This window comes from Afifella sp. JA880, assembly GCF_025379905.1.
In the GTDB taxonomy this organism is placed as follows: domain Bacteria; phylum Pseudomonadota; class Alphaproteobacteria; order Rhizobiales; family Afifellaceae; genus Afifella; species Afifella aestuarii.
Genome location: NZ_JAOANH010000001.1, coordinates 962,153 through 983,993, shown reverse-complemented (window position 1 = coordinate 983,993; position 21,841 = coordinate 962,153). Strand labels below are relative to the sequence as shown.

Below are 21,841 nucleotides of genomic sequence, written 5' to 3'. Positions count from 1 at the left end.
GCCTCAAATTGTTGACCTTTATAGTCAACTTATGTAGCGCCTGAGGTTCAGCGGTCGGGGCCGAGCCTCGATCGGCCCGCGAGACGTTCTTGGAGAATTGCCGGTGTCGAAAACCACATGGTCGGGAACGCGGGTTGCGCTCGGTGCGGCTCTCATCTCTTTCGGGCTCGCCGGTTCGGCTTCCGCCGCCGACGGCGAGATCGGAGTGGAGCTCAACCGGCTGCAGCAGATGGAGGCGACCTGCCGCCTGTCGCTCGTCTTCACCAATCGCCTCGACGTGACGATTGACCAGCTCGAACTCGAAACCGTGCTGTTCGATCCGGATGGGGGCGCCATGCGCTTTCTCGTCCTGAAATCGCAACCACTCATCCCCGGCAAGATCCGCGTTTCGCAATATGATCTCGCTGACACGCAATGCAGCGGTGTCGGCTCGGTGCTGATCAACGACGTGGTCGGCTGCAAGGGCGAGGGTCTGGAACCGGCCACCTGTCTTAGGAAACTTGCACCGTCGAGCCGCACGGGTGCCGCATTGATCCTGACGGTTACCGATCAAGACAAGACCGCCACAGGCACGGCGGAGGCAACACAGTGAATGCGATGACGAAGCCCGCAGATTTCGAAACCCCGATGCGCCTTGCTCAGGCGAATCCGGACGAGGCCGTGTCGCCCGATGCAATGGCACCGTCCGGCGCAACGCCCGACGCGATGCCTCCGGCCGCTCAGGGGGGCGACGGCGGCGGGGCCGGCACCGAAGCGGCCTCTCCGGATATGCCGGCGCCGGATGCGGCCGCGCCGTCTGGAATCCCGGATGGCGCGAGCCCCGATGGGTTCAGTGCAGATCCTGGGACAGCGGCGCCGCCGATGGGAGCACCCGATGGTGCTCTGCCGGCGGATATGACGGGCGCCGGCGGCCATCATATTCTCGGTTTCGACCTCGACCGCGCGCTCGGCTTCCTCGATCTCGGCGGTCCGGTGGTGGCCATCCTGATCGTCCTGTCGATCGTGGCGCTCGCCATTATCATCCGCAAGCTCTTCGACATTCTGCCCTTGGCCGGCGGCCGGCGCGGCCGCGTCGCGGCTGCCGTGCGCGACTGGCGGCAGGGCGAGCGGCGCGAGGCCCTCGCCAAGGTGCGGAACCTCAACGGGCCGACGGCGACGGTGGTCGCAACGGCGATGGCGCTGTCGATGAAGCGGGTTGCGCCCTCCGTCCTGCGCGAAGAGGTGGAGCGGGTAGCGAACGAGGAGCTTTATCGCCTGCGCCGGCATCTGCGCGGACTTGAAGCGATTGCGCAGGTGGCGCCGCTTCTCGGTCTCTTCGGCACCATTCTCGGCATGATCGAGGCCTTTCAGACGCTGCAGGGAGCTGGCTCCAATGTCGATCCGGCAATGCTCGCGGGCGGCATCTGGGTGGCGCTTCTGACGACGGCTGTCGGCCTTGCCGTCGCCATCCCGTGCAACCTCGCCCTCCATTGGTTCGAGGGCCGCATCGATCGGGAACGGCAGGCGATCGAGAACCTCGCCACCTCCGTTCTGACGACGGCAGAGGCGCGTCTGCATCTGGGCGAACGGGCGGGCGAGGAAGAGGCGCTCTCCGCGCATCTGACGGAGCCCGTTCATGCGCATTAGCGCCAGGTCGCCCCGCCACCGTGCCATGAGCATGACGCCTCTGATCGACGTCGTCTTTCTGCTGCTCCTGTTCTTCATGCTGGCCTCGACCTTCGCCCGCTTCGGCTCGGTCGATGTCACCCTGGCGCGCGAAACCGTCGCCACGTCGCGCCAGGCGGTGCCGATGCGCAATGTCCTGATCTCGGTCCGCGAAGACGGCTTTTACGCCGTCGATGGAGCACCGGTGGAGCTTGCGGCTCTCGGCGAGCGGCTGAAAGAGAAGGGCGGCGACGACGAAGCTCGGGTGATCGTGCGTGCCTCTACCGGTGCCGTCGCGCAGGACATCGTTTCGGCCGTCGATGCGGCGCGGCGGGCGGCGATCGGCCCGGTCCTTCTGGTGCATTGAGCGGGGCGGCGATGCGGCTCACCCAACCACGCAAATCCGCACCGGGCGATGACCTCGTCCCGCTCATCAATGTCGTCTTCCTCCTTCTGATCTTCTTCCTGCTCGCCGGGACGCTGATGCCGGCTCCCTCCGCGCCGGTGGACTACGTGAGGGCGGGTGCCGAGCCGGCGCCATCGATCCCGGCCAATGCCGTCTATGTCGATGCGGAGGGCATCACCTATTTCGATGGCGAGCAGCTGACGGGCGAGGCCCTGCGCCAGCGGCTTGCAGCTGCCGAGCCCGGTGCCGACAAAATTCCGCTCGTGCTCGATCGCAGCGTGACCATGGAGAGGCTGAAGCCTGTCTTCGATGATCTGACTGCCGCGGGGCTTGCGAAGGTCGAACTGATGACGGTGCGAGGGAGCGCCCGGTGACGAAGGACCGGGTGGCCTGGATCGTCGCCGCTGTCTCCGCCGTCGCATTGCATGCGGCGGTTCTGGTCACGTTCACGGCCATGCCGGATTCTGCTCTCGACGGCGGGGCCGGCCAGCCCGAAGCTGTTGCCGGCATCGCCGAGGCGGACTTCTTCCAGATGATGAGCGACGTGAGCGCCAACGACGCGGAAAGCCCGAGCGACGTTGCCGACACGGGTGAGCCGCTCGATCCGGTGGAGGAGACGGAGGTCGTCGAAGCCGTTGCGCCGGAGACGCTGGAGGAGGTTGCCCCCGAAGATGTCGCCGAGCCTCAAGACGAGGAACCGGCCGAGCCGCCCGCGCCGAACGAGGCGGAGCAGGTGCCTCCAGAACAGGTTGTGCCGAGTGAGCCTGAGGAGGTCGCGGAAGCGCTCCCGGCGAAGGATGTGGAGCCGGTCGAAGAGGTGCTGCAGCCGGTGGACGAGGTGACGGAGATGACTGCGCTATCGCCGGAACCCGAGGTGGCGATGCCGCAGGCGCGGCCCGACAGCGTGCCGCAGGAAGTGCTGGAAGCCTATCGCGCCGAAAAGCAGGCCGAGCGCGAGGCCGCAGAACGGCGTGAACGCGAGCACGCCGAGGCGGCAGCGCGCCGCCGTGCGGAGGCGCAAGAGGCTGCACGCCAGGATGCCGCGCGCAGTCGTCCGGCGCCTGGTGCCGGAGCGCGTGCCGGTGGCGGCGGCAGTCAGGCGCAGGGGCCGAGCCGACGCGCGGTGGCGACCTACAACAGCCGCATCTACGCCCATCTGGCGCGCTACAAGCGCTATCCTGTCGGCGGACGCAGCAACGGTACAGTGACCGTGCGCTTCACGATCTCCGCCTCGGGTGCGGCCGGCGGTGTGCGCCTCACGGGCTCCTCCGGCGATTCCGCGCTCGACCAGGCGGCCGTTGCCATGGTCAATCGGGCCTCACCCTTTCCGCGCATCCCGCCCGAGTTCGGGCGGAGCTCCATGACCTTTACCGTTCCCGTCAGCTATACGCGCCGCTAAGGTCGTCCGAGAATGATCAAGGCTGGCGAGAGCCGATAGGGGCTCGGCGCAGGCCCGACCCGCCTTATGTGGGCGCCTAACGCGGCTGTATCCGCGCAACCGGGAGCGAGAAATGTCTGAAGAGCGCGTCTTTCCGTTCGGCGCCCCTTTCGCCATCGGGCGCGTGCCCGCAGCGGGCGGCTCCGAAGGGATCGCGCCGACGCGGGATCATGCCCACAATCCGGGCATGCCGCTCAAGAACGACTGGTTCGAGGAGATGCGCATCAATGCCTCGGCCGTGGAGCGGCGAGCCGGTACGCTGGCGGGGCGTCGGGGGCTGAAAAAGGAATGGCGGGCGGCCTGGCTTTTGAAGGCGCTGATGGCGATCGATCTCACCACGTTGGCGGGGGACGACACGCCGGCGCGTGTGCGCCGTCTCTGCGCCAAGGCGCGGCGGCCGTTGCGGAGCGATCTCGTCGACGCGCTCGGGCTTGCCGAAATGCCGACCGTCGCTGCCGTCTGTGTTTATCCGACCATGGTCGGCCCGGCCGTGAAGGCGTTGGAGGGCTCCGGCATTCCTGTCGCGTCCGTCGCCACAGGCTTTCCGTCCGGGCTGATGCCGCTGCCGCTCAGGCTTGAGGAAATCCGCTACGCTGTCTCGGAGGGCGCGAGCGAGATCGATATCGTGATCACCCGCGCCCATGTCTTCGCGCAGGATTGGCAGGCGCTCTACGACGAGGTGGCGGCAATGCGCGAGGCCTGTGGCGCCGCCCATATGAAGGCGATCCTGGCGACCGGCGATCTGAAGACGTTTCAGAATGTCTACAGCGCCTCCATGGTGGCGATGATGGCCGGTGCCGATTTCATCAAGACCTCCACCGGCAAGGAAGACGTGAACGCCACCCTGCCGGTTTCGCTCGTCATGGTGCGGGCGATCCGCGATTACCTGGAGCGCACGGGGGTGAAAATCGGCTTCAAGCCTGCGGGCGGGCTGAAGACGGCGAAGGACGCGCTCGCCTGGCAGATCCTGATGAAGGAAGAGCTCGGGCGGGACTGGCTCGAACGCGATCTCTTCCGCATCGGCGCGAGCTCGCTTCTGGGCGACATCGAGCGGCAGATCGAACAATTCGTCACCGGGCGCCCTTCCTCTGCGACGCGCCATGCGGTGGGATGAGGAGACGAGGATGGCAGCGGTGACCGAGATCCTGGAGACGATGGATTACGGCCCGGCGCGCGAGAGCGACGCGGCCGTGCGTGACTGGCTCGCTCGCCACGAAGGCGCGTTTGGGCCGTTGATCGATGGCGGCTTTCACGCAGCCGCGGACAGCGAGCGCCTGACCGTGCGCAATCCCGCAACAGGCGAGGTGCTGGCGCAGGTGGCAGCCGGAGGGGCGGCGGAGATTGCAGCTGCGGTCGGCGCGGCCAAAACCGCCTTCGAGGCCTGGTCGGCGCTGCCCGGTCATCGGCGTGCCCGCCATCTTTATGCGCTGGCGAGGCGACTTGAGAAGCGGGCGGCCTTCTTCGCGGTGCTCATCTCGCTCGAGACGGGACGGCCGCTCCGCGACAGCCGCGATATCGATCTGCCGCTCGCGATCCAGCATTTCGATTATGCTGCGGGATGGGCGGAGCTCGTCGAAAGCGAGTTTGCTGGCTATTGCCCGCTCGGGGTCTGTGGCGAGATCAGCGCCCGCGCGGGCGGGCTCTCGGTGCTTGCGGGGAAACTCGCGTCGGCACTCGCCGCCGGAAACAGCCTCGTCGTTGTCCCGCCTGAGCGCGCGCCGCTTTCCGCGCTCGCCCTCGCCGAGGTCGTGGCAGAGGCCGGACTTCCGAGCGGTGTCGTCAACATCGTCACGGGTGAGGCGGCCGGCGCGGCATTGATTGCCCACGAGAATATCGCGCGGATCGGTTTCACCGGGCCGGTGGCGCGAGGCCGCGAGATCCGCAAGGCGCTGGCCGGCACCGGCAAGGAACTCGCCCTGGACCTTGGTACGACGACACCCTTCCTCGTTTTCGCGGATGCCGATCTCGATGCGGCGGTGGAAAGCCTCGTCGACGGGAGTTTTCTGAGCGAGGGGCAAAGCTGCTGTGCCGGCATGAGGCTTCTCGTCCAGGAAGGCGTGGCCGAGCGGCTTCACACAAAGCTGAAGCGGCGCATGGCGAAGCTGCAAATCGGTGATCCGCTGGAGACATCGACCGATTGCGGACCGCTCGCCGACGATGCCGATCTCACCCGTCTCACCGGGCTGGTGGCGATGGCTGGCGCCGAGGGGGCGGAGGTCTGGCAGGCGGACGCCGACATCCCGGGAGAAGGCCGCTTTTTCCCGCCGACGCTCGTGAGCGATGTGGCACCGGCCATGGGCGTGGCGGAGGCGGAGATCGCAGGCCCGATCATCCGCTCCACCACCTTCCGCACGCCGGATGAGGCGCTGAAACTCGCCAACCATTCCCGCTATGGCCGTGCTGTAGCGGTCTTCTCCGAGAATGCCGGCCTGGCGCTCGAGATGGCAACGAAGCTTCAGACGTCCGTCGTCTGGGTGAATGGAACGAACTTTTTCGATGCGGCCGTCGGTGTCGGTGGCGTCAAGGAAAGCGGCTTCGGTCGTGATGGCGGTCGCGAAGGGCTTTCGGGCTATTTGAAACCGGCATGGCCGAGGGGGAGCATCCCCGCCGACTTGCCCAAGACCGATTTGTCCGCCGTTTCCAAAACCAAGCATATCAACGGCGCTGTCGATGCTGCGGCCAAAGCCTCTGGCTGGGCGGCGATGAGCGGCCATGAGCGGGCACAGCGGCTCTATCGCCTTGCCGAAACGCTGGAAGCGCGTGCGAGCGAGCTTGCGGCGCGGCCGGGCGCCGCGAACGGCGGAAGCGCCGAGGCCGTTGCGGAGGAGGTGGCACTTTCGGCCGCGCGCATCGCCTATTACGCGGCCTGGGCCGACAAATTTGACGGCGCGGTGCATTCCACGCGTGCGCGCCATCTGACAATCGCTATCCAAGAGCCGCTGGGCGTGATGGGTATTTTGTGCCCGCCGCAGGCGCCGCTCTTGGGGCTCGTCTCGCTGGTGGCGCCGGCGATCGCGATGGGCAATCGCGTCGTCGTCGTTCCTTCGGTGGCGGCACCGCTCGCAGCGCTGGATTTTTCACAAGCGCTTGCGGCGAGCGGCGTGCCGTCGGGCGTCGTCAACATCGTCACGGGCGATCCTCTTGAGATTTCGGCAACACTTGGCGGGCATGATGATGTCGCCGCGTGCTGGCACTTTGCAGGCCCCGACGGAGTTGCCGATTTCGAGCGCGAGGCCGCGGGCAGTCTCAAGGTGATCTGGTCTGTCGACGGCCGCCGGATCGACTGGCGCGATGCCGGGGAGGGCCAGGGACGCGACTATCTCGTCCATGCGACCCAGCTGAAAAATATCTGGGTGCCTTACGAGGCCTAGCGTCGGCTCTTGAATCAGTTTGTTAAGAAAGCGGGGCGCGCCTCACGATCTTGACTCAAGATCTGCAAATCTCTCGTTAACCTTCTGATAACCATGAGGTTTGTCGGGCGGCCTCTCCAGCCCGCCCATGCACGAGATCGTGGATGAAGCCGAGCTTGCCGATGACCGTGGGCGACAGCACGAACGGGTAGAGATCCTGCAGGCCCATCGCCCGATTGAAGGCGTTGAGGGCTGCGGTAACGGCATGGCCGGCCTCCATGATCGCGCCGATGCCCACATCATCGGCAAAGACATCGAGATCGACTTTCATCGTCAGATGCCCGTCGACGTCGACTGAGGGCGCCGTCGATATCCCCCAATTATGGGCGGTCTCGACCGTGTCGACGAGATGGAAATAATGCGCCCAGGTCTCGGCGAAATCCTCCCAAGGATGGGCGGCCGCATAGGCTGAAACGAACTCGTCCTGCCAACCCGGATGCGGCCCGCTCGCGTAATGTGCCTTGAGCGCGTCGCCGTAGTCGGCACGGTCATCGCCGAAGATCGCGCGACAGGCCTCGAGCGCCTGGCCGTCGCGCACCAGCCGATCCCAGTACCAGTGCCCGACCTCATGGCGGAAATGGCCGAGAAGCGTGCGATAGGGCTCGCCCATGGCGATGCGGCGGCGTTCGCGTTCGGCATCGTCGGCCTCGGCGAGTGCGATGGTAATCTCGCCATTGTCGTGGCCGGTCATCACCGGAGCACCGGCCTGCGGCGCATCGGCTAGGAAGGCGAAGCCAAGGCCTTCGGGATGTTCGCCGCGCGTCAGAAGCGGCAGGCGAAGGCGCATTGCCGTATAGATCATGCGGTGCTTGGCGGCCTCCATGCGCCGCCACAGTGCGCGATTTTCCGGTGCCGAAAGATCGGGGACAGTGAGATTGTGGCGGCAGGCGGCGCAAAATGTCTCGCCGCTGTCAGCGGGGATGAGCCAGTTGCACACGTCGAAAGCGGCGTTGGCGCAGTAAGTCCAGCGCCCCTTCGGCGCGCCGTCCCCGATCGCCTCGAAATGCCCGCCGCGGTCATTGAGCGCCAGCATGGCATTGGAATGAGGTTCGTAGCCGAGGGCGGAACGGCAGCGCTCGCAGATGGTGTTTTCGAAGAAGAGGATCTGCGAACAGACGGGGCAGGAGAAGAGCTTCATCGTCAGGGACCTGGATTGCGGGCGCGTGCGAGCTCCGCCGGATCGCAATCGACGCCCGGCTCGCTTTGGAGGCTGGTTCGCAATGAATGCCCGGCTCGCCATGAATGGACGAGCGCCGTAGTGGTTCCCCTCCGGCGGATCTGCGAGCTCTCAGCGCCGGTGGGCGACCTTGCTCTCGCGGGCGAGGCCGACGAGGCTCGTCAGGATTTCCGGGTCGTTGATGATGCGCGGCACCTTGTTCTGGCCGCCGAACCTGCCGCGGCGGCGCATCCATTCCGCGAAGGTGCCGGGGGCGACCGCGATCACCTCCGGCGCGTCCATGCCGAACCCGCCCTGGCGGTGTGAATCGTAATCGTCGTTGTTCAAAATGAGCGTGTAATCGAACTCGGCCGCAAAGCTCTCAAGCTCGGTCTCGGACGGCTGCCGGCCGCGGAATTCGATCACGTAGACGTGGCGGCCGCGCGAGGCATTGCCGCGCGAGGGGAAAACCGGACCGACGGAATAATCGCTGATCTGCAATCCGGCATTGGCCGCGGCGCCGAGGAGCGCCTTGGCGATTTCTTCGGGCGTCAGATGCTCGCCGAAGGCCGACAGATATTCCGAAATGCGTCCCGTGACTTTGATGCGGGGCGGATCGAGCGAGACGAAGCGAACCGTATCTCCGAGGATATAGGCCCAAAGCCCCGCATTGTTGGAAAGAACGAGCGCATAATTGCGCCCGATCTCGGCGTTTCCGATCCAGTGCCGTGTGGGATCGGGTCGCCCAAGCTCCTCCACCGGCACGAACTCGAAGAAGAGACCGTTGTCGAGGAAGAGGCGCAGACCATCCTCCGGTGCTTCGTCGGAAAGCGCGATAAAACCTTCGCTTGCCGGATAGACCTCGCGCAACTCCGCATGGCTGCCCTCCATCCATTCGGCAAAGGCTTCCCGGTAAGGCGCAAAGTCCACGCCGCCATGGCTGACGAGCTCAAGGCCCGGATAGATGTCGACAAGCCGCCTCTCGCCGGTGATCTTGGCGAGCTCCTCAAAGAAGAGAAGCATCCAGCTCGGGATGCTGGCGATGCTGCGGATCGGCTCCGACAGCGACGCGCGCGCCATCGCCACGGCCTTGTGCGCCCAGTCGGTCTCTCGCGCCAGTTCCGGATCGGGAAAGACGAAGCTTGCCAGAAGCGGCGGTACTTCGAGGCGGGCTATGCCGGAGAGATCGCCGCTCACGACACCACTGCCATGGTCTTCGAGGGTCGTCGTGCCGCCAAGCACGAAATTCTTGCCGGCCATGACGCGGCTCTGCGGCCGGTGGGCGACGTGATGGACGAGAAGATCGACGGCGGCGCGGTTGTTGGAGCGCGCCATCTGGTGGCTGATCGGGATATATTTGACGCGTCCCGTCGACGTTCCGGACGTCACGGCGAGGTTTGCGATCTGGTCGGGCCAGGTCAGGCCTTTGAGAACGGGGAAGGCGGCCTGCCAGTATTCGGCCCAGAAATCCTCATAGCGGCGGAGGGGCACGCGGGCTTGAAAATCTTCAACCGACCGGATCTCGTCAAAGCTGTGGGCCTGACCGAAACGCGTGTCGCGGGCATGGCGTGTGAGCGCGAGCAATTGCCGGCTCTGGACCTCGTGCGGGTGTTGCCGCGAAAGCTGGGAAAGACGGTGGCGCGCATAGATGCGCAAAAGGGGAGTGGCGTCGAGCATTGCTGCGCGCTGCTTACAGCCGGCCGCAGCCAGAGTGTACCCGAAATTTGCCTAGGCGCGGCCTTCGCCGAGACATATGCCCGCTTTCTCGGCCGCTCACGCGTCGATTGGGAGCAGCGGGCCTGCAGCTCCGCGGCGGACCCATCGCCGCCGCGGAGCCAGATCATGGCCTATTGCAGGCTTATTTGGACCATTCGTCGAGGGACTCGATCTGGTCCTTCGTCATGTTGATGATGATCTTGTCGTTGTGGATGCGGGCATCGGTGAGCGGGATGACGACATTGCGCTCGCCGATTCCGAGGAAGCCGCCGACATCGGTGACGACTGCCATGGAGGATCCGTCGCCGGAGGCGAGAATCTCATCCACGTCGCCGATCTCCTCACCGTCCTGGCCCACGATCTCCATGTCGTCGAGATCGCCGACCGTGTAGGTCGGGGGATCGACCGGGATGTTGACGGCCATATCTTCGTCGTCGACCTCGACCCAGGCGCCTTGCGCGAAAGCGAGGCCAGTCGCCAGCAAGAAGGCGGCAGAGGACATGGCGGCGAGTTTGATTCTCATGAATGGTTCTCCACGGGTGTCGGGCTTTGCCCTTTTGAATGATACTGGGACGAACGGTCGGGACGCGCTTTTGTTCAATGCCAGGAGCGCGGATCTCTGCGGCTGAGGGGCGCATCCCGGTTATGGAACGTCTCAGCCTCTGATCGAGCGGCCCGCACCCCTTCGCGCCAAAAGTGCGGCGCGGGCGCTCTTTCTTGATCAGCCTCAGGCAATTAGAAGGAGCGATGCGCTGCCGGCGGGGATCCCGTCGTCTTCTCCTTTGCAGCCAGGCGGACAATCAATGGCAAATTCCATCTTCGGTGGGCTCGACACCACCATCTTCGAAACCATGTCGCGCATGGCGGCCGAGGCCGGCGCGATCAATCTCGGGCAGGGATTCCCGGAAGGGCTTGAACCGGAGGAGGTGGTCGAGGCTGCAATCGCCGCCCTGCGCTCAGGTCCGCACCAATATCCGCCGATGGCCGGTCTGCCGGCTCTGCGCCAGGCGGTGGCGGAAAATGCCAGGCGCTTTCTCGGCCTCAGCGTCGATTGGGAAAAGGAGGTTCTCGTGACCTCCGGCGCCACGGAAGCTCTGGCGGATGCCTTCTTCGGTCTTCTTGAGCCGGGCGATGAGGTGATCGTCTTCGAGCCCGCCTATGACAGCTATCAGCCGATCATCCGCCGGGCCGGCGCCGTGCCGGTGCCGGTGCGCATCACCCCGCCGGATTGGCGGCTGCCGTTTGAACGTCTCGAAGCGGCGATCACGCCGAAGACGCGCGCCTTCATTCTCAACACGCCGTGGAACCCGATCGGGCGGATTCTGGGCGATGAGGAATTACGCTTCCTAGCCGATCTCATGCTGAAGCACGATCTCTTGGCGATCTGCGACGAGGTCTACGAGCATCTCGTCTTCGACGGCCGGCAGCACCGCACGCTCTTTGCCCTGCCGGAGGTGCGTGACCGCGTGGTGCGCATCGGCTCCGCCGGCAAAACGTTTTCGGTCACGGGCTGGAAAGTCGGCTACATCACCGCCTGCGAAGCGCTGTTGAAGCCGATCATGCGGGCGCATCAATTCATGACGTTTACGGCGCCGCCGGCGCTGCAAGCGGCCGTTGCCTTCGGGCTCAATCTGCCGGACGCCTATTTCGACGGGCTGCGTGCCGATCTTCAGGGGCGCCGCGATCTTCTGGTCGGTGGTTTGCGCGCCGCCGGTTTCGAGGTCGAGAATGTTGAGGCGACCTATTTTGCCATTGCGGCGACCGGCGAGGCGGAGCCCGACGATGTCGCCTTCTGTCGGGCGATGACCTTCGAGGCGGGCGTGACGGCGGTGCCGCTCTCCGCCTTCTACGGCAAGGGCGATATGCGCTCGCATATCCGTTTCTGCTTCGCCAAGCGCGAGGAAACGTTGCGCGCGGCCGTCGAACGGATCGTCGCCTGGCGGGAGAAGCGGGAAAGGCTGGCCGCCGTCGGCTAGGTCATTTCCTAGCTGTTGGTGTTGGCACCGCGAATGGCGGCGGCGATGCGCATCGCCGCCACATGCTCCGCCACATCGTGAACGCGCACGATCGCAGCACCCGCGAGCGCCGCCACGACATTTGTGGCAAGCGTTCCGGCGAGACGGTCGGTCCCGTCGGCACCGGCGATCTTGGCGATGAAGGATTTGCGCGAGGTGCCGGCAAGGAGCGGCAGGCCGAGCGTTTCCAGTTCGCCGAAGCGGGCGAGAAGCTGAAGGTTCTGCTCTGGCGATTTGCCGAAGCCGAATCCCGGATCGAGAACGAGCCGGTCTTCGGCGACGCCTGCCTCGTGAGCCACGTCCAGGGCACGCCGGAAGAAGGCGATACAGCCCGCGACCGGATCGATCTCCATCGGCTTGGCCGATCCGAACACTCCCTGATTGTGCATGGCAATGACGCCGGCGCCGGTGCGTGCGGCGACCTCGGCCATCTCCGGATCGCCGAGAAGGCCGCGCACATCGTTGAGGATTTGCGCGCCGGCCGAGACTGCGGCTTTGGCGACTTCGGCCTTCATGGTGTCGACGGAAACGAGAATGCCGTTTGCGGTCAGGGCCTCGATGACGGGGAGGATGCGTCGGATCTCTTCGTCGGCCGCGACCGGCTCGGCATTGGCGCGGGTCGATTCCCCGCCGACGTCGAGAATTGCCGCGCCTTGGTCGTGAAGCCGGAGCCCGTGCTCGATCGCGGCTTCGGTGCGAAAGAACTGCCCGCCGTCGGAGAAGGAATCGGGCGTCACATTGACGATTCCCATGACGATCGGCACCCGCGCGTCCCCTGCCTCGCGCCAGGATCTGAGGAGGCTCGCAAACCCGTCCCCGACACCATCGGTGAAGGGCTGGGCGCGCGCGGACGAGGCAGAGTGTGTCATTTGTGTGATGGTACACTCAGCCGGCGTGCAGGCAAGACATCGTGCCGCGGGTCTTGGCGATTTCCCGCGCCAGCGAGCTTCCGCGAGGGAGGCTCTCCCTGCCGCGTGGTGGTTCAGGGAAGCCGCGTCCCCCAGAAGAAATTCTCATTAGCGAGGATACGTCCCGCTGCGCCGGCCGGAAAAATCTTCGGGCTGACTGTATCGCCGACGGCAAGCTTGAGGAGGGCGCTCACCTGCACCTGGGTTTCGCCGGAGACGAGGGCGGCATCGCCCGTCGTACCGATCGTGTCGGCGGCCGGTGACGTCCCGTTGACGGAGAGCCCGACCTGCAGCTTCGAGGGGGTGCCGGCACCGGCCTCGAACGTGCCTGCGAGCCCGAAGAGATAAATCCCGTCGCTCGGAGCCGTGAAGGTCAGGACGTTGCTCGCGATGATGGCGGCGAGCTGATCGTTGTGTCGGAAATTGTTGAAGAGCATGTCCCGCCAGGCGCCCGCCGCATAATTCTGGCCGTAGTTCAGGTACGCGCTGAAACGGGCATTCGCCGGCATGGTGACGGCGCCGCTTTCGCGATCGAGAATGAGGCCGGTGTGATAGGTCGATCCGTCAGGTGAGACTTTCAGGGTGAAATCGTCTGAGCCCAAAAGACCGAAGAGGGCCCGGGCCGAATAATCGCTCTGGAAGGTGAAGCCGGCATCGCCCCCTGCAGCCGCTTTGTTGAGGGCAACGCGCATGTCGCCGCTGCCCGGGGTCACATCGTCGTGGCTGAAGAGAACGGCATTGGATTTGACGGCGAGGCGGTTGCTCGTCTCCGAACCCGTATTGATGCCGAGACAGGGCAGGGTCTCCGGCGGTTCGGCAGTGAGCGCCACCCACGCAACGCCGTCGAATACGAGCGGCAGCATCTCGTCGATCGAAAGCGCGAGAAAGCCAGGCTTCGGCGTGTAGAATGTCCACGCTTCATCCTGGAACGCGGCGATGTCGTTGTCGTGGCCGGACCAGTCGCCACCTGCCGATCCGGCTCCCGGCGCCGCAACGATATAGCGGGCGCCGGGAGCCGGATCGGCCGGCGGGGCGGTGAGGTCGCGGCGCGTGATGGCGAGCTGCACCAGCGTATCGAGCATCCGGAGCGCTTCGTTGTGCGTGACATGCTTCTGCGCCTGTGCGGAAAGGATCGTCGGAAGGGAGAGATTTTCTGTGTCCATCGTCGCCATCCCTGGGTTGGCCTGAAACCGAAGGACGTCCAAGCTAATCGCGGTGGATGCGACGGGGATAAGTCGACAAACTCGGAGCGCGTGAACCATCTGAGGATGAGGATGCAATGAAGCTGAACGAGCCAGAGCATGACGCGCCGGCTGATGCCGTCGCGCGCCGGGATGTCGAACCGGTCGTCTGCTATCCTACGGCGACGTTGCCTCCGGTCGATCTCAAGGCCTATCGCGCCGCGCGGGACGGCTGGACAAAAATCTCAGAAACGCTGGTGCCGCCGCGCGATGCCCGCACATTCACCGTGCCGGCCGGGCATTTCTTCCGCATTGTTTCGGTGGAAGGCCCGCAGGTCGGCGATCTCAACCTCTGGCATGTGGGGGATCTTGGCGAACGCTTCTATTCCGGCAAGACGCGCGCACTCCACGGCACGCATCTGTCGACCGGCGATCGGCTGTGGTCATGCCTGCCGTTTCTGCGGCCGATGGCGACGATCACCGATGATACGCTCGACTGGTACGGCTTCGACCGCTTCGGCGGGTCCGTCCATGATGTCATCGGCACGCGCTGTGATCCTTATACGAACCGGCTTTTGTCTGGCTGCGACTATCATTTCTGCTGCCATTCCAATCTTACCCGTGCGCTCGCGCAAGCGGCGGGGATCGATCTGGACGAGGCGGAGCGGCATGTGCACGACGTCCTCAACGTCTTCATGTGCACGGGCTTTGCGCGTGACACCGGGCAGTATTTCATGAAGGCGACGCCGGTTCGGCCGGGAGATTATCTGGAGTTTTTCGCCGAGATCGATCTGCTGGGGGCGCTTTCCGCCTGTCCGGGCGGCGATTGTTCGAGCGAGCATTCGAGCGATGCCGCCACCTGTCATCCGCTTCTTGTCGAAGTCTACGAACCCGGAAACGAGCCGCAGGGATGGCGGCCAGCCGAGCCGAGCGCCTACAGCCGACGTCACGGCATGTGAGGCGATACCGCCTCACAAGCTCCCGGGTGCATGCGTCTGGAGCGAACGGCGCAGCGTCTGCACGAATTCGATGGCGAGCTTCGAGCGGATGCGGTGCCTCGGCCATAGCGTCCAGACATTGAGATAGACCGGCGGCGTGAGAGGCCGTGCGACGACCGCATCGCCGAAGGCGAGCGGCGTGAACGGATCGACGATGGTGGTGCCGAGCCCGTTGGCGACGAAGGCGCAGGCGCTGTCGGAATGGCGCGTTTCGATCTGATCGTGACGTCCGACGCCGAGATCTGAAAACATCTTTTCGATGGCGAGGCGCTCCGGATCGAAAGCGTCGAGCGAGATGAACGGCTCGTTTCGCAGATCGTAAAGACGGATGCGCTCCGCAGAAGCGAGGCGATGACCGGCCGGCATCACGCAGACCCGTTCAAGGCGATGGAGATGTTCCGTTTCGATCGCGGCATCGTCGGATTGCAGGATCGAGATGCCGACATCGATTTGCTGCGCCGCCGCGGCGAGAATCACCTGGCGTGACGCGGTTCCCTGCAGCGAGAGTTTCACGCCCCCGCGATCATGCAGAAAGCTCGACAGAACGCGCGGCAGATAGCGGGAGGCAAGCGCCGGAAAGGAGGCGATCGCCAGATGGCCCGCCACCCGATCGCGGATATTCGACGAGGCGCGCTTGATCTCGTCGATGCCGACAAAGACGCGCTCGGTGGTCTGATGCAGCTGGCGGGCTTCCGGTGTCGGCGTGATGCGCCCGGCGCTGCGGGTGAAGAGGGGATAGCCGCAGGAGGCTTCCAGGGCCGCGATCGTCTTCGTGACACCCGGTTGTGAGATGTTGAGCGCCGCCGCAGCCCCGGTCATCGAACCGGCCTCGATCACCGCACGGAAGACCTCGATCTGCCGAAAGTTCATGAATGCATCCAATAACTACAGGTTATCGGAGCATGGGAAGACGATATTTGCAAGCTGCCCGAACACTATTTCAGGATGGAATTACGCTAATAATGAGGAGCAAAGACGCTCCCATGACGATGTGAGAGGCGATAACCGGAAAATGACGGAAAGCAGCTGGACCGAAGTGGAAATCCTGGAGCGCCTGCGCAATGTCGAGTCGGGCGCGGTCACCGATGCCCTCGTTCGTCTCGGCCTGAGCGGCTGGATGGACGGCGTCCTCCCGCTCGGCGAGGCGAACCGACTGGTGGGGCGGGCCCGCACCGTCAAATACGCTCCGAAGACCGGCGCGACCAAAGCCAAGACCAACATCTATTCCGCCATCCGCAGCACGCCTGAGGGGCGTATTCTCGTGCTCGATACAGGTTGTGCCAACACCTGGATCCTGGGTGAGAACGTGGCTCATGCAGCATTCTTCCAGGGGCTCGGCGGCATCGTTTCCGATTCTCTGGCGCGTGACGCGACCCTCATCCGCGAAATGGATTTCCCGGTCTTCACGCGCGGTATCTCGGCCCGTCCCCCGGCCATCGTTCTCGTCGATGTCGACGTTCCGGTGGAATGCGCCGGCGCGCGCGTCTGCCCCGGTGATTATCTCGTCGCCGATGCCGATGGTGTCGTCGTCATTCCGCAGGATTTCATCGACGTTGTTCTGGTCGAGATCGAAGATATCGAACAGCTCGAGCGAGATCAGGAAGCTGCGCTCGCCTCCCAAGCCCCGCTGGAAGTGATCGAAGATCTCCTCCGGCGCAAAAAGATCCGCAAAAGCGGTCGTCCATGAGCATATTCAAGAGGAAAGGAACTCTTATGCACCTCAAGTCCAGTCTGGCGGCCTTGGCCCTCGCGGCCTCCTCGCTCGCCATTTTCGCCTCTCCGTCCTATGCGGAATATCCGGAGAAGCCGGTCGAGATGATCGTGCCGTACGGCGCGGGCGGCAGCACCGACGTTCTCGCACGTCTCATCGCCGAGTATGGCGAGAAGTATCTCGGCCAGCCGATGGTGGTCGTGAACCGGCCGGGCGCCGGCGGCCAGATCGGCTTTGCCGCGATCGCCAGCGCCAAGCCCGACGGCTACACGATCGGCTGGATCAATTCCGGCATTCTGACGAGCCCGATCGTGCGTCCTGATGTGACCTTCAACATCGACACCTTCGATTACGTCGCCAATATCGTGACCGATCCGGGTGTGCTCGCGGTGGCCGGCACCTCAGATTACGCCTCCCTCGAGGATTTCCTTGCGGCGGCGAAGGAAAAGACGCTCACCGTCAGCCACGAAGGCGTTGGTGGCGGCGATCATCTGGCGGTTCTGCAGCTGGAAAGTGAAGCCGACGTCGAATTCAATCTGGTTGCCTTCAACGGCGATGCCGAAGCCAAAGCCGCGCTTATGGGCGGCCATATCGATGCCATCGAAGGCAACGTCTCCGAGCAGGTGGAACTCGTCGAGGACGGTCAGCTGAAGCCGCTCGTCGTGTGGGATTCCAAGCGCAATGCGGATCTGCCGGATACCCCGACCGGCAAGGAACTCGGCTACAACATCGTCGCCTCTTCTTCACGCGGCCTCGGCGCACCGAAGGGCATGGACGAGGATGCGCTCACCAAGCTGCGGGATGCGATGGTCAAGGTGACCGAAGATCCTGATTTTCAGGCTGACCTGAAGAAGCTCAACATGCCTCTCGACGTCCTGGTGGGTGACGATTATCGCGCCTTCATGCAGGAGCAGGACGAGGGCTATAAGAAGCTCTGGGCCGAAAGCCCGTGGCAGTAAGCTCCCGGCGATTTCAGGCGCAATGAAACGCGATACATGGATAGCGATCGCCGTCATGGCGATCGCAGCCTTCGCCGCCTGGGACGTCTACGGCCTCAAGCGGGGCGCGGCGCTCTTCCCTCTGTTGATGAGCGCTGCGCTCTTTCTGGGCGGTGCCGTTCTCTTCGTCTCGAGTCTGCGTCCGCGCAAGGTGACGGGCGAGGTTACCGAGGAAGGCTCTGAACCCGACGAAGCGCCGAAACGCGTCTGGTTGCCGCTCGTCGAAGTGGTGGTCCTGACGGGAGTGTTCGCCGTCGCGATGCCGTGGATCGGCTTCTATCCGGCGACCTTTCTCTATCTCGCCGTCTTCTTCGCGCTTCGCTCGGAGTTGAGCCGACCGGCGGGACTTGCCGTGGCCGTTGCCATGACCGGGCTGATCTTCGTCATCTTCTCGCTGCTTCTCGCGGTTCCGACGCCGGTCGGTCCGCTCGCCGCTTATCTTTAATCCCTGATCCCGACGGAACTGAGCGTATGGAAGCGATCCTCGCGGCAGCCGCCAATATTTTCGACCCTTCGACCCTGCTGGTCCTGGCGATCGGCACCGTGGTCGGGCTGTTCGTAGGCGCGTTGCCGGGCCTGTCTTCCACGATGGGCGTCGCGCTCTGTATTCCCATCACCTTCGGCATGGACCCGGCGAACGCGCTCGTGCTCCTTGGAGCGATCTATACGAGCTCGGTCTTCGGCGGTTCCATTACCGCCATTTTGTTGCGCACGCCCGGCACCGACGCTTCCATCGCCACGACCTTCGACGGTTATCCGATGGCCCAGCGCGGGGAGGGGGCACAGGCGATCGGCATGGCGCTGGTTGCCTCCCTCGTAGGCGGCGTGTTCTCCGTCTGCGTCCTTCTTTTCGTGGCGCCGCCACTGTCGCGTCTGGCACTCCTCTTCGGGCCGCAGGAATACGTCTATCTGACGATCTTCGGGATGATCTCGATCCTCGGCGTCTCGGGTGGCAATCCCACGAAAGCCTTCATCAGCGCCGCTTTGGGGCTGTTGCTGGCGACGGTCGGCTTCGATCTTTTCACCGGATATCCGCGGCTCACCTTCGGCCAGGACGAACTCTTCGAAGGCGTGCCGCTTCTTCCGGCCCTGATTGGCATCTTCTCCGTCTCGCAGGCGATCTCGCTGTGTACGGGCGAGGCCGATATCGGCGCCGGCAATATGATCAAGACGAAGGGCCGGACGCTGCCTGCCTGGTCGGTCATCCGGCGCTGCGGACGCACGCTCTTCAAATCCTCCCTCATCGGCTCCGCGATCGGCATTCTCCCGGGAGCCGGCACCAGCGTCGCCGCCTTCATCAGCTACGACGAGGCGCGCCGGCGCTCCAAGACGCCGGAAGCCTTCGGCAAGGGTGAAATCGAGGGCGTCGCGGCGCCCGAGGCAGCCAACAACGCCGTGACTGGCGGCTCGCTCGTGCCGGCGCTGACGCTCGGCATCCCGGGCAACGCCGTCACCGCGGTCTTCATCGGCGGATTGACCATCCATGGTCTCGTGCCGGGGCCGCGGCTTTTCACCGATCACGCTGAGATCGTCTACACGCTGATCTTGTCGCTCTTCCTGGCGAACCTCGCCTTCGCGGCCTTGGGCTTGTTCGCGGCGCCCTGGGTGGCGCGCGTCGTCAAGGTGCCGAGCGCCGTGCTCGGACCGACCATCATCGTCTTCAGCGTCATCGGCTCCTATGCGCTGCGCAACAGTCTCTTCGATGTCTGGCTGGTGCTCGGCTTCGGCGTCCTCGGCTATTTCATGGAGCGCTGGCGTATTCCCGGCGCGCCGCTCGTCATCGCGCTCGTGCTCGGTCCGATCCTGGAGACCAACCTTCGTCGTTCGCTGCAGATCTCCGGCGGCGACTGGATGATCTTTTTTACGAGCCCGCTCTCCTACGCGATCATGGCGCTGATCGTCTTGACGCTCGCCTATCCGATCTTCGCACGCCGACAGCAGAGAAAGCGCGAGCAAGACGCAAGCTAGCGCTCTCCCCGTCGCCTTTCTTTTCCAAGCATCCAGAGAGAATCCATGAACAAGATTTCTTCTCGTATGGCAGCTGTTCTGCCTTCGGCGAGCAGCGCCGCCTCCGCCCGTGCGCGTGAGCTCAAGGCGGCTGGCCGCGACATCATCAATCTTTCGGTGGGCGAGCCGGATTTCGATACGCCCGAGCATATCGTCCGCGCGGCGAGCGCGGCGATGGCCTCCGGCAAAACGCGTTACACGAATGTCGATGGCACGCCTGAGCTGAAGGCCGCCGTCATCCGCAAGTTCAAGGACGAGAACGGGCTCGATTTCGCGGCCAATCAGATCGTTGTCGGGACCGGCGCCAAGCAGGTGATCTTCAACGTGCTTCTGGCGACGCTCGATGCCGGCGACGAGGTCATCATCCCGGCGCCGCATTGGGTCTCCTATCCCGACATGGTCCGGATCGCAGAAGGCACGCCCGTCGTCGTCGAATGTCGGGCGGAAGACGGCTTCAAGCTGTCCGCCGAAACGCTAAAAGCCGCGATCACCGAAAAGACCCGCTGGCTCGTTCTCAACTCGCCCTGCAACCCGACCGGCGCGGTCTATGGCGAGGCCGATCTGCGAGCGCTCGCCGATGTGCTTCTGGACCATCCCCAGGTCGGCGTTTTGAGCGACGACATTTACGAGCACATCGTTTTTGGCGAGACGTCGTTCCGTTCGATTGCGGCCGTGGAGCCGCGGCTTTTGGAGCGCACGGTTGCCGTCAACGGCGTCTCCAAGGCCTATTGCATGACCGGCTGGCGGCTCGGCTATGGCGGGGGCCCGGCCGAGGTGATGCGCGAAGTGCGCAAGCTGCAGTCGCAAAGCACCTCCTGCGCCTCTTCGATCAGTCAGGCTGGAGCGCTCGCGGCGCTCGAAGGCCCGCAAGATCATCTCGAGAGCCACCGCACCGTCTATCGCCGGCGCCGCGACCTCGTTCTGCCGAAACTGGTCGAAGCGGGCCTCACCTGCGAGGCGCCCGACGGTGCGTTTTATATTCTCGCCGGGTGCCAGAAATTCCTCGGCATGACCTCTGCGGCTGGCACAAAAATCGAGACCGATGCCGACTTCACTCGCGTCATCCTGGAAGAGGGTGAGGTGGCGATGGTTCCGGGCTCGGCCTTTGGGGCGCCTGGTTATGTACGGCTGAGCTTTGCCGTTGACGACGACAGGCTGATGGAAGCAGCGAGCCGTATTGCCCGCACCTGCGGAGCGCTTCGCTCCTGAAGCAAGGTCCTGAGAAGATGTCGGAGGGGCCTCTTTTCATCCTCTCCGGTGTTCTCCAAGAGGTTGGCGCGGGTTGGTTCGTCGAGACGAGCGGTGTTGCCCCCACAGACGCCCTGTCCCGACATGGCCCGCGCCGACGCCGGCCTTCTCGTCGAGAGGCTGGCTGCCCGCTTTCGTTTCCTCCACGCCCCATTGTTGCTGACGAACTGCCCAAACCGGAACGTCTCAGAGACGAACTCTCCCGGTTGGAAGGGCGACGCTAAGACCGACTGAATACGATGAGCGGCCGTGTTATCCCTCAGGGGACAAACACATGTGGCAAGCGCCGCCTGGTCCGTACCTTTGCAAACGCATCCGCAGCAAGACGGATCGGCTCCCGCTTTCGCTCAACGATGGAGGCGTCATGCCTGCGCAAAATCTTCGATTGAACCCGCTTCGCCGGCGCTGCGCCTATCTGGCTTGCGCCATGCTGGCAATTGCGGGCCTCAGCGGCACTGCGCGGGCCCAATCGGCGGAGGCGACGGTGGAGTTCCTGCTGGCCGGGGTGCGGCCGGGCGGCGAGACGAAGCGTGTCGTCGATGAGGATGAGGCCGTGCGTACCGTCACGCCGACGGCCAAGGAAGGCGTTTGGCGCTTCGAATACTCACGCTCTTTTGGCGCCGACAAGACCTATACGATGTCGCTTGATTACGAGCTCAAGCAGGTCACGGCCTGCCGCTACGACCTCAAGATCCGTGGCAACGACACCGTCGTGACGATGAAGTATGATTTTTCCGGCGCGCACGATCTTGAGGTGCGCCATGATGAGAACCCGACGCCGCCGGGTATGATTTCAATCGATGTCGTGGGCGCGGATGTTGAGCGCTGCGAGCCGCAGAAGGGGCATGCCTGCGAGCATTTTGACGGCAACCGCTTCGGTTATGTCGCGGCAAGCGAAGACGAGATCCGCCAGGCTTTCGCGCATTTCCAGGAGAATTACTGCCCGAAAAGCCCGTTCTAGGAGCCGCCCGCGCCTCGTGCCGCAACAGCAGCGCGAGCGGGTTT

The 21,841-nt window shown here is 64.5% G+C and carries 21 protein-coding genes; 15 read left to right on the top strand and 6 right to left on the bottom strand.

Going from position 1 to position 21,841, the window contains the following annotated elements:
• The first annotated feature begins 103 nt into the window (after positions 1–103).
• The 7 genes from NYQ83_RS04575 (at position 104) to NYQ83_RS04545 (ending at position 6,859) form a co-directional block, all read left to right on the top strand.
• Positions 104–592 (top strand): hypothetical protein, encoded by a 489-nt coding sequence (locus tag NYQ83_RS04575; protein ID WP_261212856.1) that lies wholly within the window; start codon positions 104–106, stop codon positions 590–592.
• Positions 593–597: 5 nt separating this feature from the next.
• The gene (locus NYQ83_RS04570) at positions 598–1,626 is read left to right on the top strand and encodes a MotA/TolQ/ExbB proton channel family protein (protein ID WP_261212855.1); all 1,029 of its coding nucleotides are present in this window, start codon (positions 598–600) and stop codon (positions 1,624–1,626) included.
• Positions 1,616–2,011, top strand: coding sequence for an ExbD/TolR family protein (locus NYQ83_RS04565; RefSeq protein ID WP_261212853.1), 396 nt, complete (start codon positions 1,616–1,618; stop codon positions 2,009–2,011). The genes NYQ83_RS04570 and NYQ83_RS04565 overlap by 11 nt, the downstream gene beginning before the upstream one ends.
• A gap of 11 nt (positions 2,012–2,022) precedes the next feature.
• Complete coding sequence (locus NYQ83_RS04560) at positions 2,023–2,424, top strand: ExbD/TolR family protein (protein WP_261212851.1); 402 nt, start codon at positions 2,023–2,025, stop codon at positions 2,422–2,424.
• Positions 2,421–3,449 (top strand): energy transducer TonB, encoded by a 1,029-nt coding sequence (locus NYQ83_RS04555; RefSeq protein WP_261212849.1) that lies wholly within the window; start codon positions 2,421–2,423, stop codon positions 3,447–3,449. The genes NYQ83_RS04560 and NYQ83_RS04555 overlap by 4 nt, the downstream gene beginning before the upstream one ends.
• A gap of 226 nt (positions 3,450–3,675) precedes the next feature.
• Entirely contained in the window at positions 3,676–4,602 is a 927-nt protein-coding gene (gene deoC / locus NYQ83_RS04550) for a deoxyribose-phosphate aldolase (RefSeq protein ID WP_261213945.1), read from the top strand.
• 10 nt (positions 4,603–4,612) lie between these two features.
• Positions 4,613–6,859, top strand: a complete 2,247-nt coding sequence (locus NYQ83_RS04545) for an aldehyde dehydrogenase family protein (RefSeq protein WP_261212844.1) — start codon at positions 4,613–4,615, stop codon at positions 6,857–6,859.
• A 76-nt stretch (positions 6,860–6,935) separates the two neighbouring features.
• Here the strand turns inward: NYQ83_RS04545 and NYQ83_RS04540 are convergent, their stop codons facing one another.
• From NYQ83_RS04540 to NYQ83_RS04530, 3 genes are all read right to left on the bottom strand, one after another.
• Entirely contained in the window at positions 6,936–8,036 is a 1,101-nt protein-coding gene (locus NYQ83_RS04540; protein WP_261212842.1) for a putative zinc-binding metallopeptidase, read from the bottom strand.
• Positions 8,037–8,186: 150 nt separating this feature from the next.
• Entirely contained in the window at positions 8,187–9,731 is a 1,545-nt protein-coding gene (locus NYQ83_RS04535; protein ID WP_261212841.1) for a GH3 auxin-responsive promoter family protein, read from the bottom strand.
• Positions 9,732–9,912: 181 nt separating this feature from the next.
• The gene (locus NYQ83_RS04530; protein ID WP_261212840.1) at positions 9,913–10,293 is read right to left on the bottom strand and encodes a PRC-barrel domain-containing protein; all 381 of its coding nucleotides are present in this window, start codon (positions 10,291–10,293) and stop codon (positions 9,913–9,915) included.
• Positions 10,294–10,573: 280 nt separating this feature from the next.
• Between NYQ83_RS04530 and NYQ83_RS04525 the strand changes: the two genes are divergently transcribed.
• Positions 10,574–11,746, top strand: a complete 1,173-nt coding sequence (locus NYQ83_RS04525; protein ID WP_261212838.1) for an aminotransferase — start codon at positions 10,574–10,576, stop codon at positions 11,744–11,746.
• An 8-nt stretch (positions 11,747–11,754) separates the two neighbouring features.
• On the opposite strand, the gene folP is transcribed toward NYQ83_RS04525, so the two are convergent.
• Both folP and NYQ83_RS04515 read right to left on the bottom strand, forming a co-directional pair.
• The gene (gene folP / locus NYQ83_RS04520) at positions 11,755–12,654 is read right to left on the bottom strand and encodes a dihydropteroate synthase (RefSeq protein ID WP_261212836.1); all 900 of its coding nucleotides are present in this window, start codon (positions 12,652–12,654) and stop codon (positions 11,755–11,757) included.
• A gap of 113 nt (positions 12,655–12,767) precedes the next feature.
• A complete protein-coding gene (locus NYQ83_RS04515) occupies positions 12,768–13,856 on the bottom strand; it encodes a DUF2793 domain-containing protein (protein WP_261212834.1) in 1,089 nt (362 codons plus the stop codon).
• Positions 13,857–13,972: 116 nt separating this feature from the next.
• Between NYQ83_RS04515 and NYQ83_RS04510 the strand changes: the two genes are divergently transcribed.
• A complete protein-coding gene (locus tag NYQ83_RS04510; protein WP_261212832.1) occupies positions 13,973–14,833 on the top strand; it encodes an urea carboxylase-associated family protein in 861 nt (286 codons plus the stop codon).
• Between the two features lie 12 nt (positions 14,834–14,845).
• On the opposite strand, the gene NYQ83_RS04505 is transcribed toward NYQ83_RS04510, so the two are convergent.
• On the bottom strand, positions 14,846–15,742 hold the full coding sequence (locus NYQ83_RS04505; protein ID WP_128293020.1) for a LysR substrate-binding domain-containing protein: 897 nt from the start codon (positions 15,740–15,742) through the stop codon (positions 14,846–14,848).
• 142 nt (positions 15,743–15,884) lie between these two features.
• Between NYQ83_RS04505 and NYQ83_RS04500 the strand changes: the two genes are divergently transcribed.
• The 6 genes from NYQ83_RS04500 to NYQ83_RS04475 all read left to right on the top strand — a co-directional run bounded on the left by NYQ83_RS04500 (position 15,885) and on the right by NYQ83_RS04475 (position 21,797).
• Positions 15,885–16,559 (top strand): RraA family protein, encoded by a 675-nt coding sequence (locus NYQ83_RS04500; protein WP_164879664.1) that lies wholly within the window; start codon positions 15,885–15,887, stop codon positions 16,557–16,559.
• Positions 16,560–16,585: 26 nt separating this feature from the next.
• Positions 16,586–17,542, top strand: coding sequence for a tripartite tricarboxylate transporter substrate binding protein (locus NYQ83_RS04495; RefSeq protein WP_164879665.1), 957 nt, complete (start codon positions 16,586–16,588; stop codon positions 17,540–17,542).
• A 22-nt stretch (positions 17,543–17,564) separates the two neighbouring features.
• Entirely contained in the window at positions 17,565–18,026 is a 462-nt protein-coding gene (locus NYQ83_RS04490; RefSeq protein WP_128293025.1) for a tripartite tricarboxylate transporter TctB family protein, read from the top strand.
• A gap of 26 nt (positions 18,027–18,052) precedes the next feature.
• Complete coding sequence (locus NYQ83_RS04485; protein ID WP_128293027.1) at positions 18,053–19,549, top strand: tripartite tricarboxylate transporter permease; 1,497 nt, start codon at positions 18,053–18,055, stop codon at positions 19,547–19,549.
• Positions 19,550–19,594: 45 nt separating this feature from the next.
• Positions 19,595–20,797: a pyridoxal phosphate-dependent aminotransferase gene (locus NYQ83_RS04480; protein ID WP_261212823.1), complete on the top strand. Its 1,203-nt coding sequence runs from the start codon at positions 19,595–19,597 to the stop codon at positions 20,795–20,797.
• Positions 20,798–21,200: 403 nt separating this feature from the next.
• The gene (locus tag NYQ83_RS04475; RefSeq protein WP_128293031.1) at positions 21,201–21,797 is read left to right on the top strand and encodes a hypothetical protein; all 597 of its coding nucleotides are present in this window, start codon (positions 21,201–21,203) and stop codon (positions 21,795–21,797) included.
• The last annotated feature ends 44 nt before the right edge of the window (positions 21,798–21,841 follow it).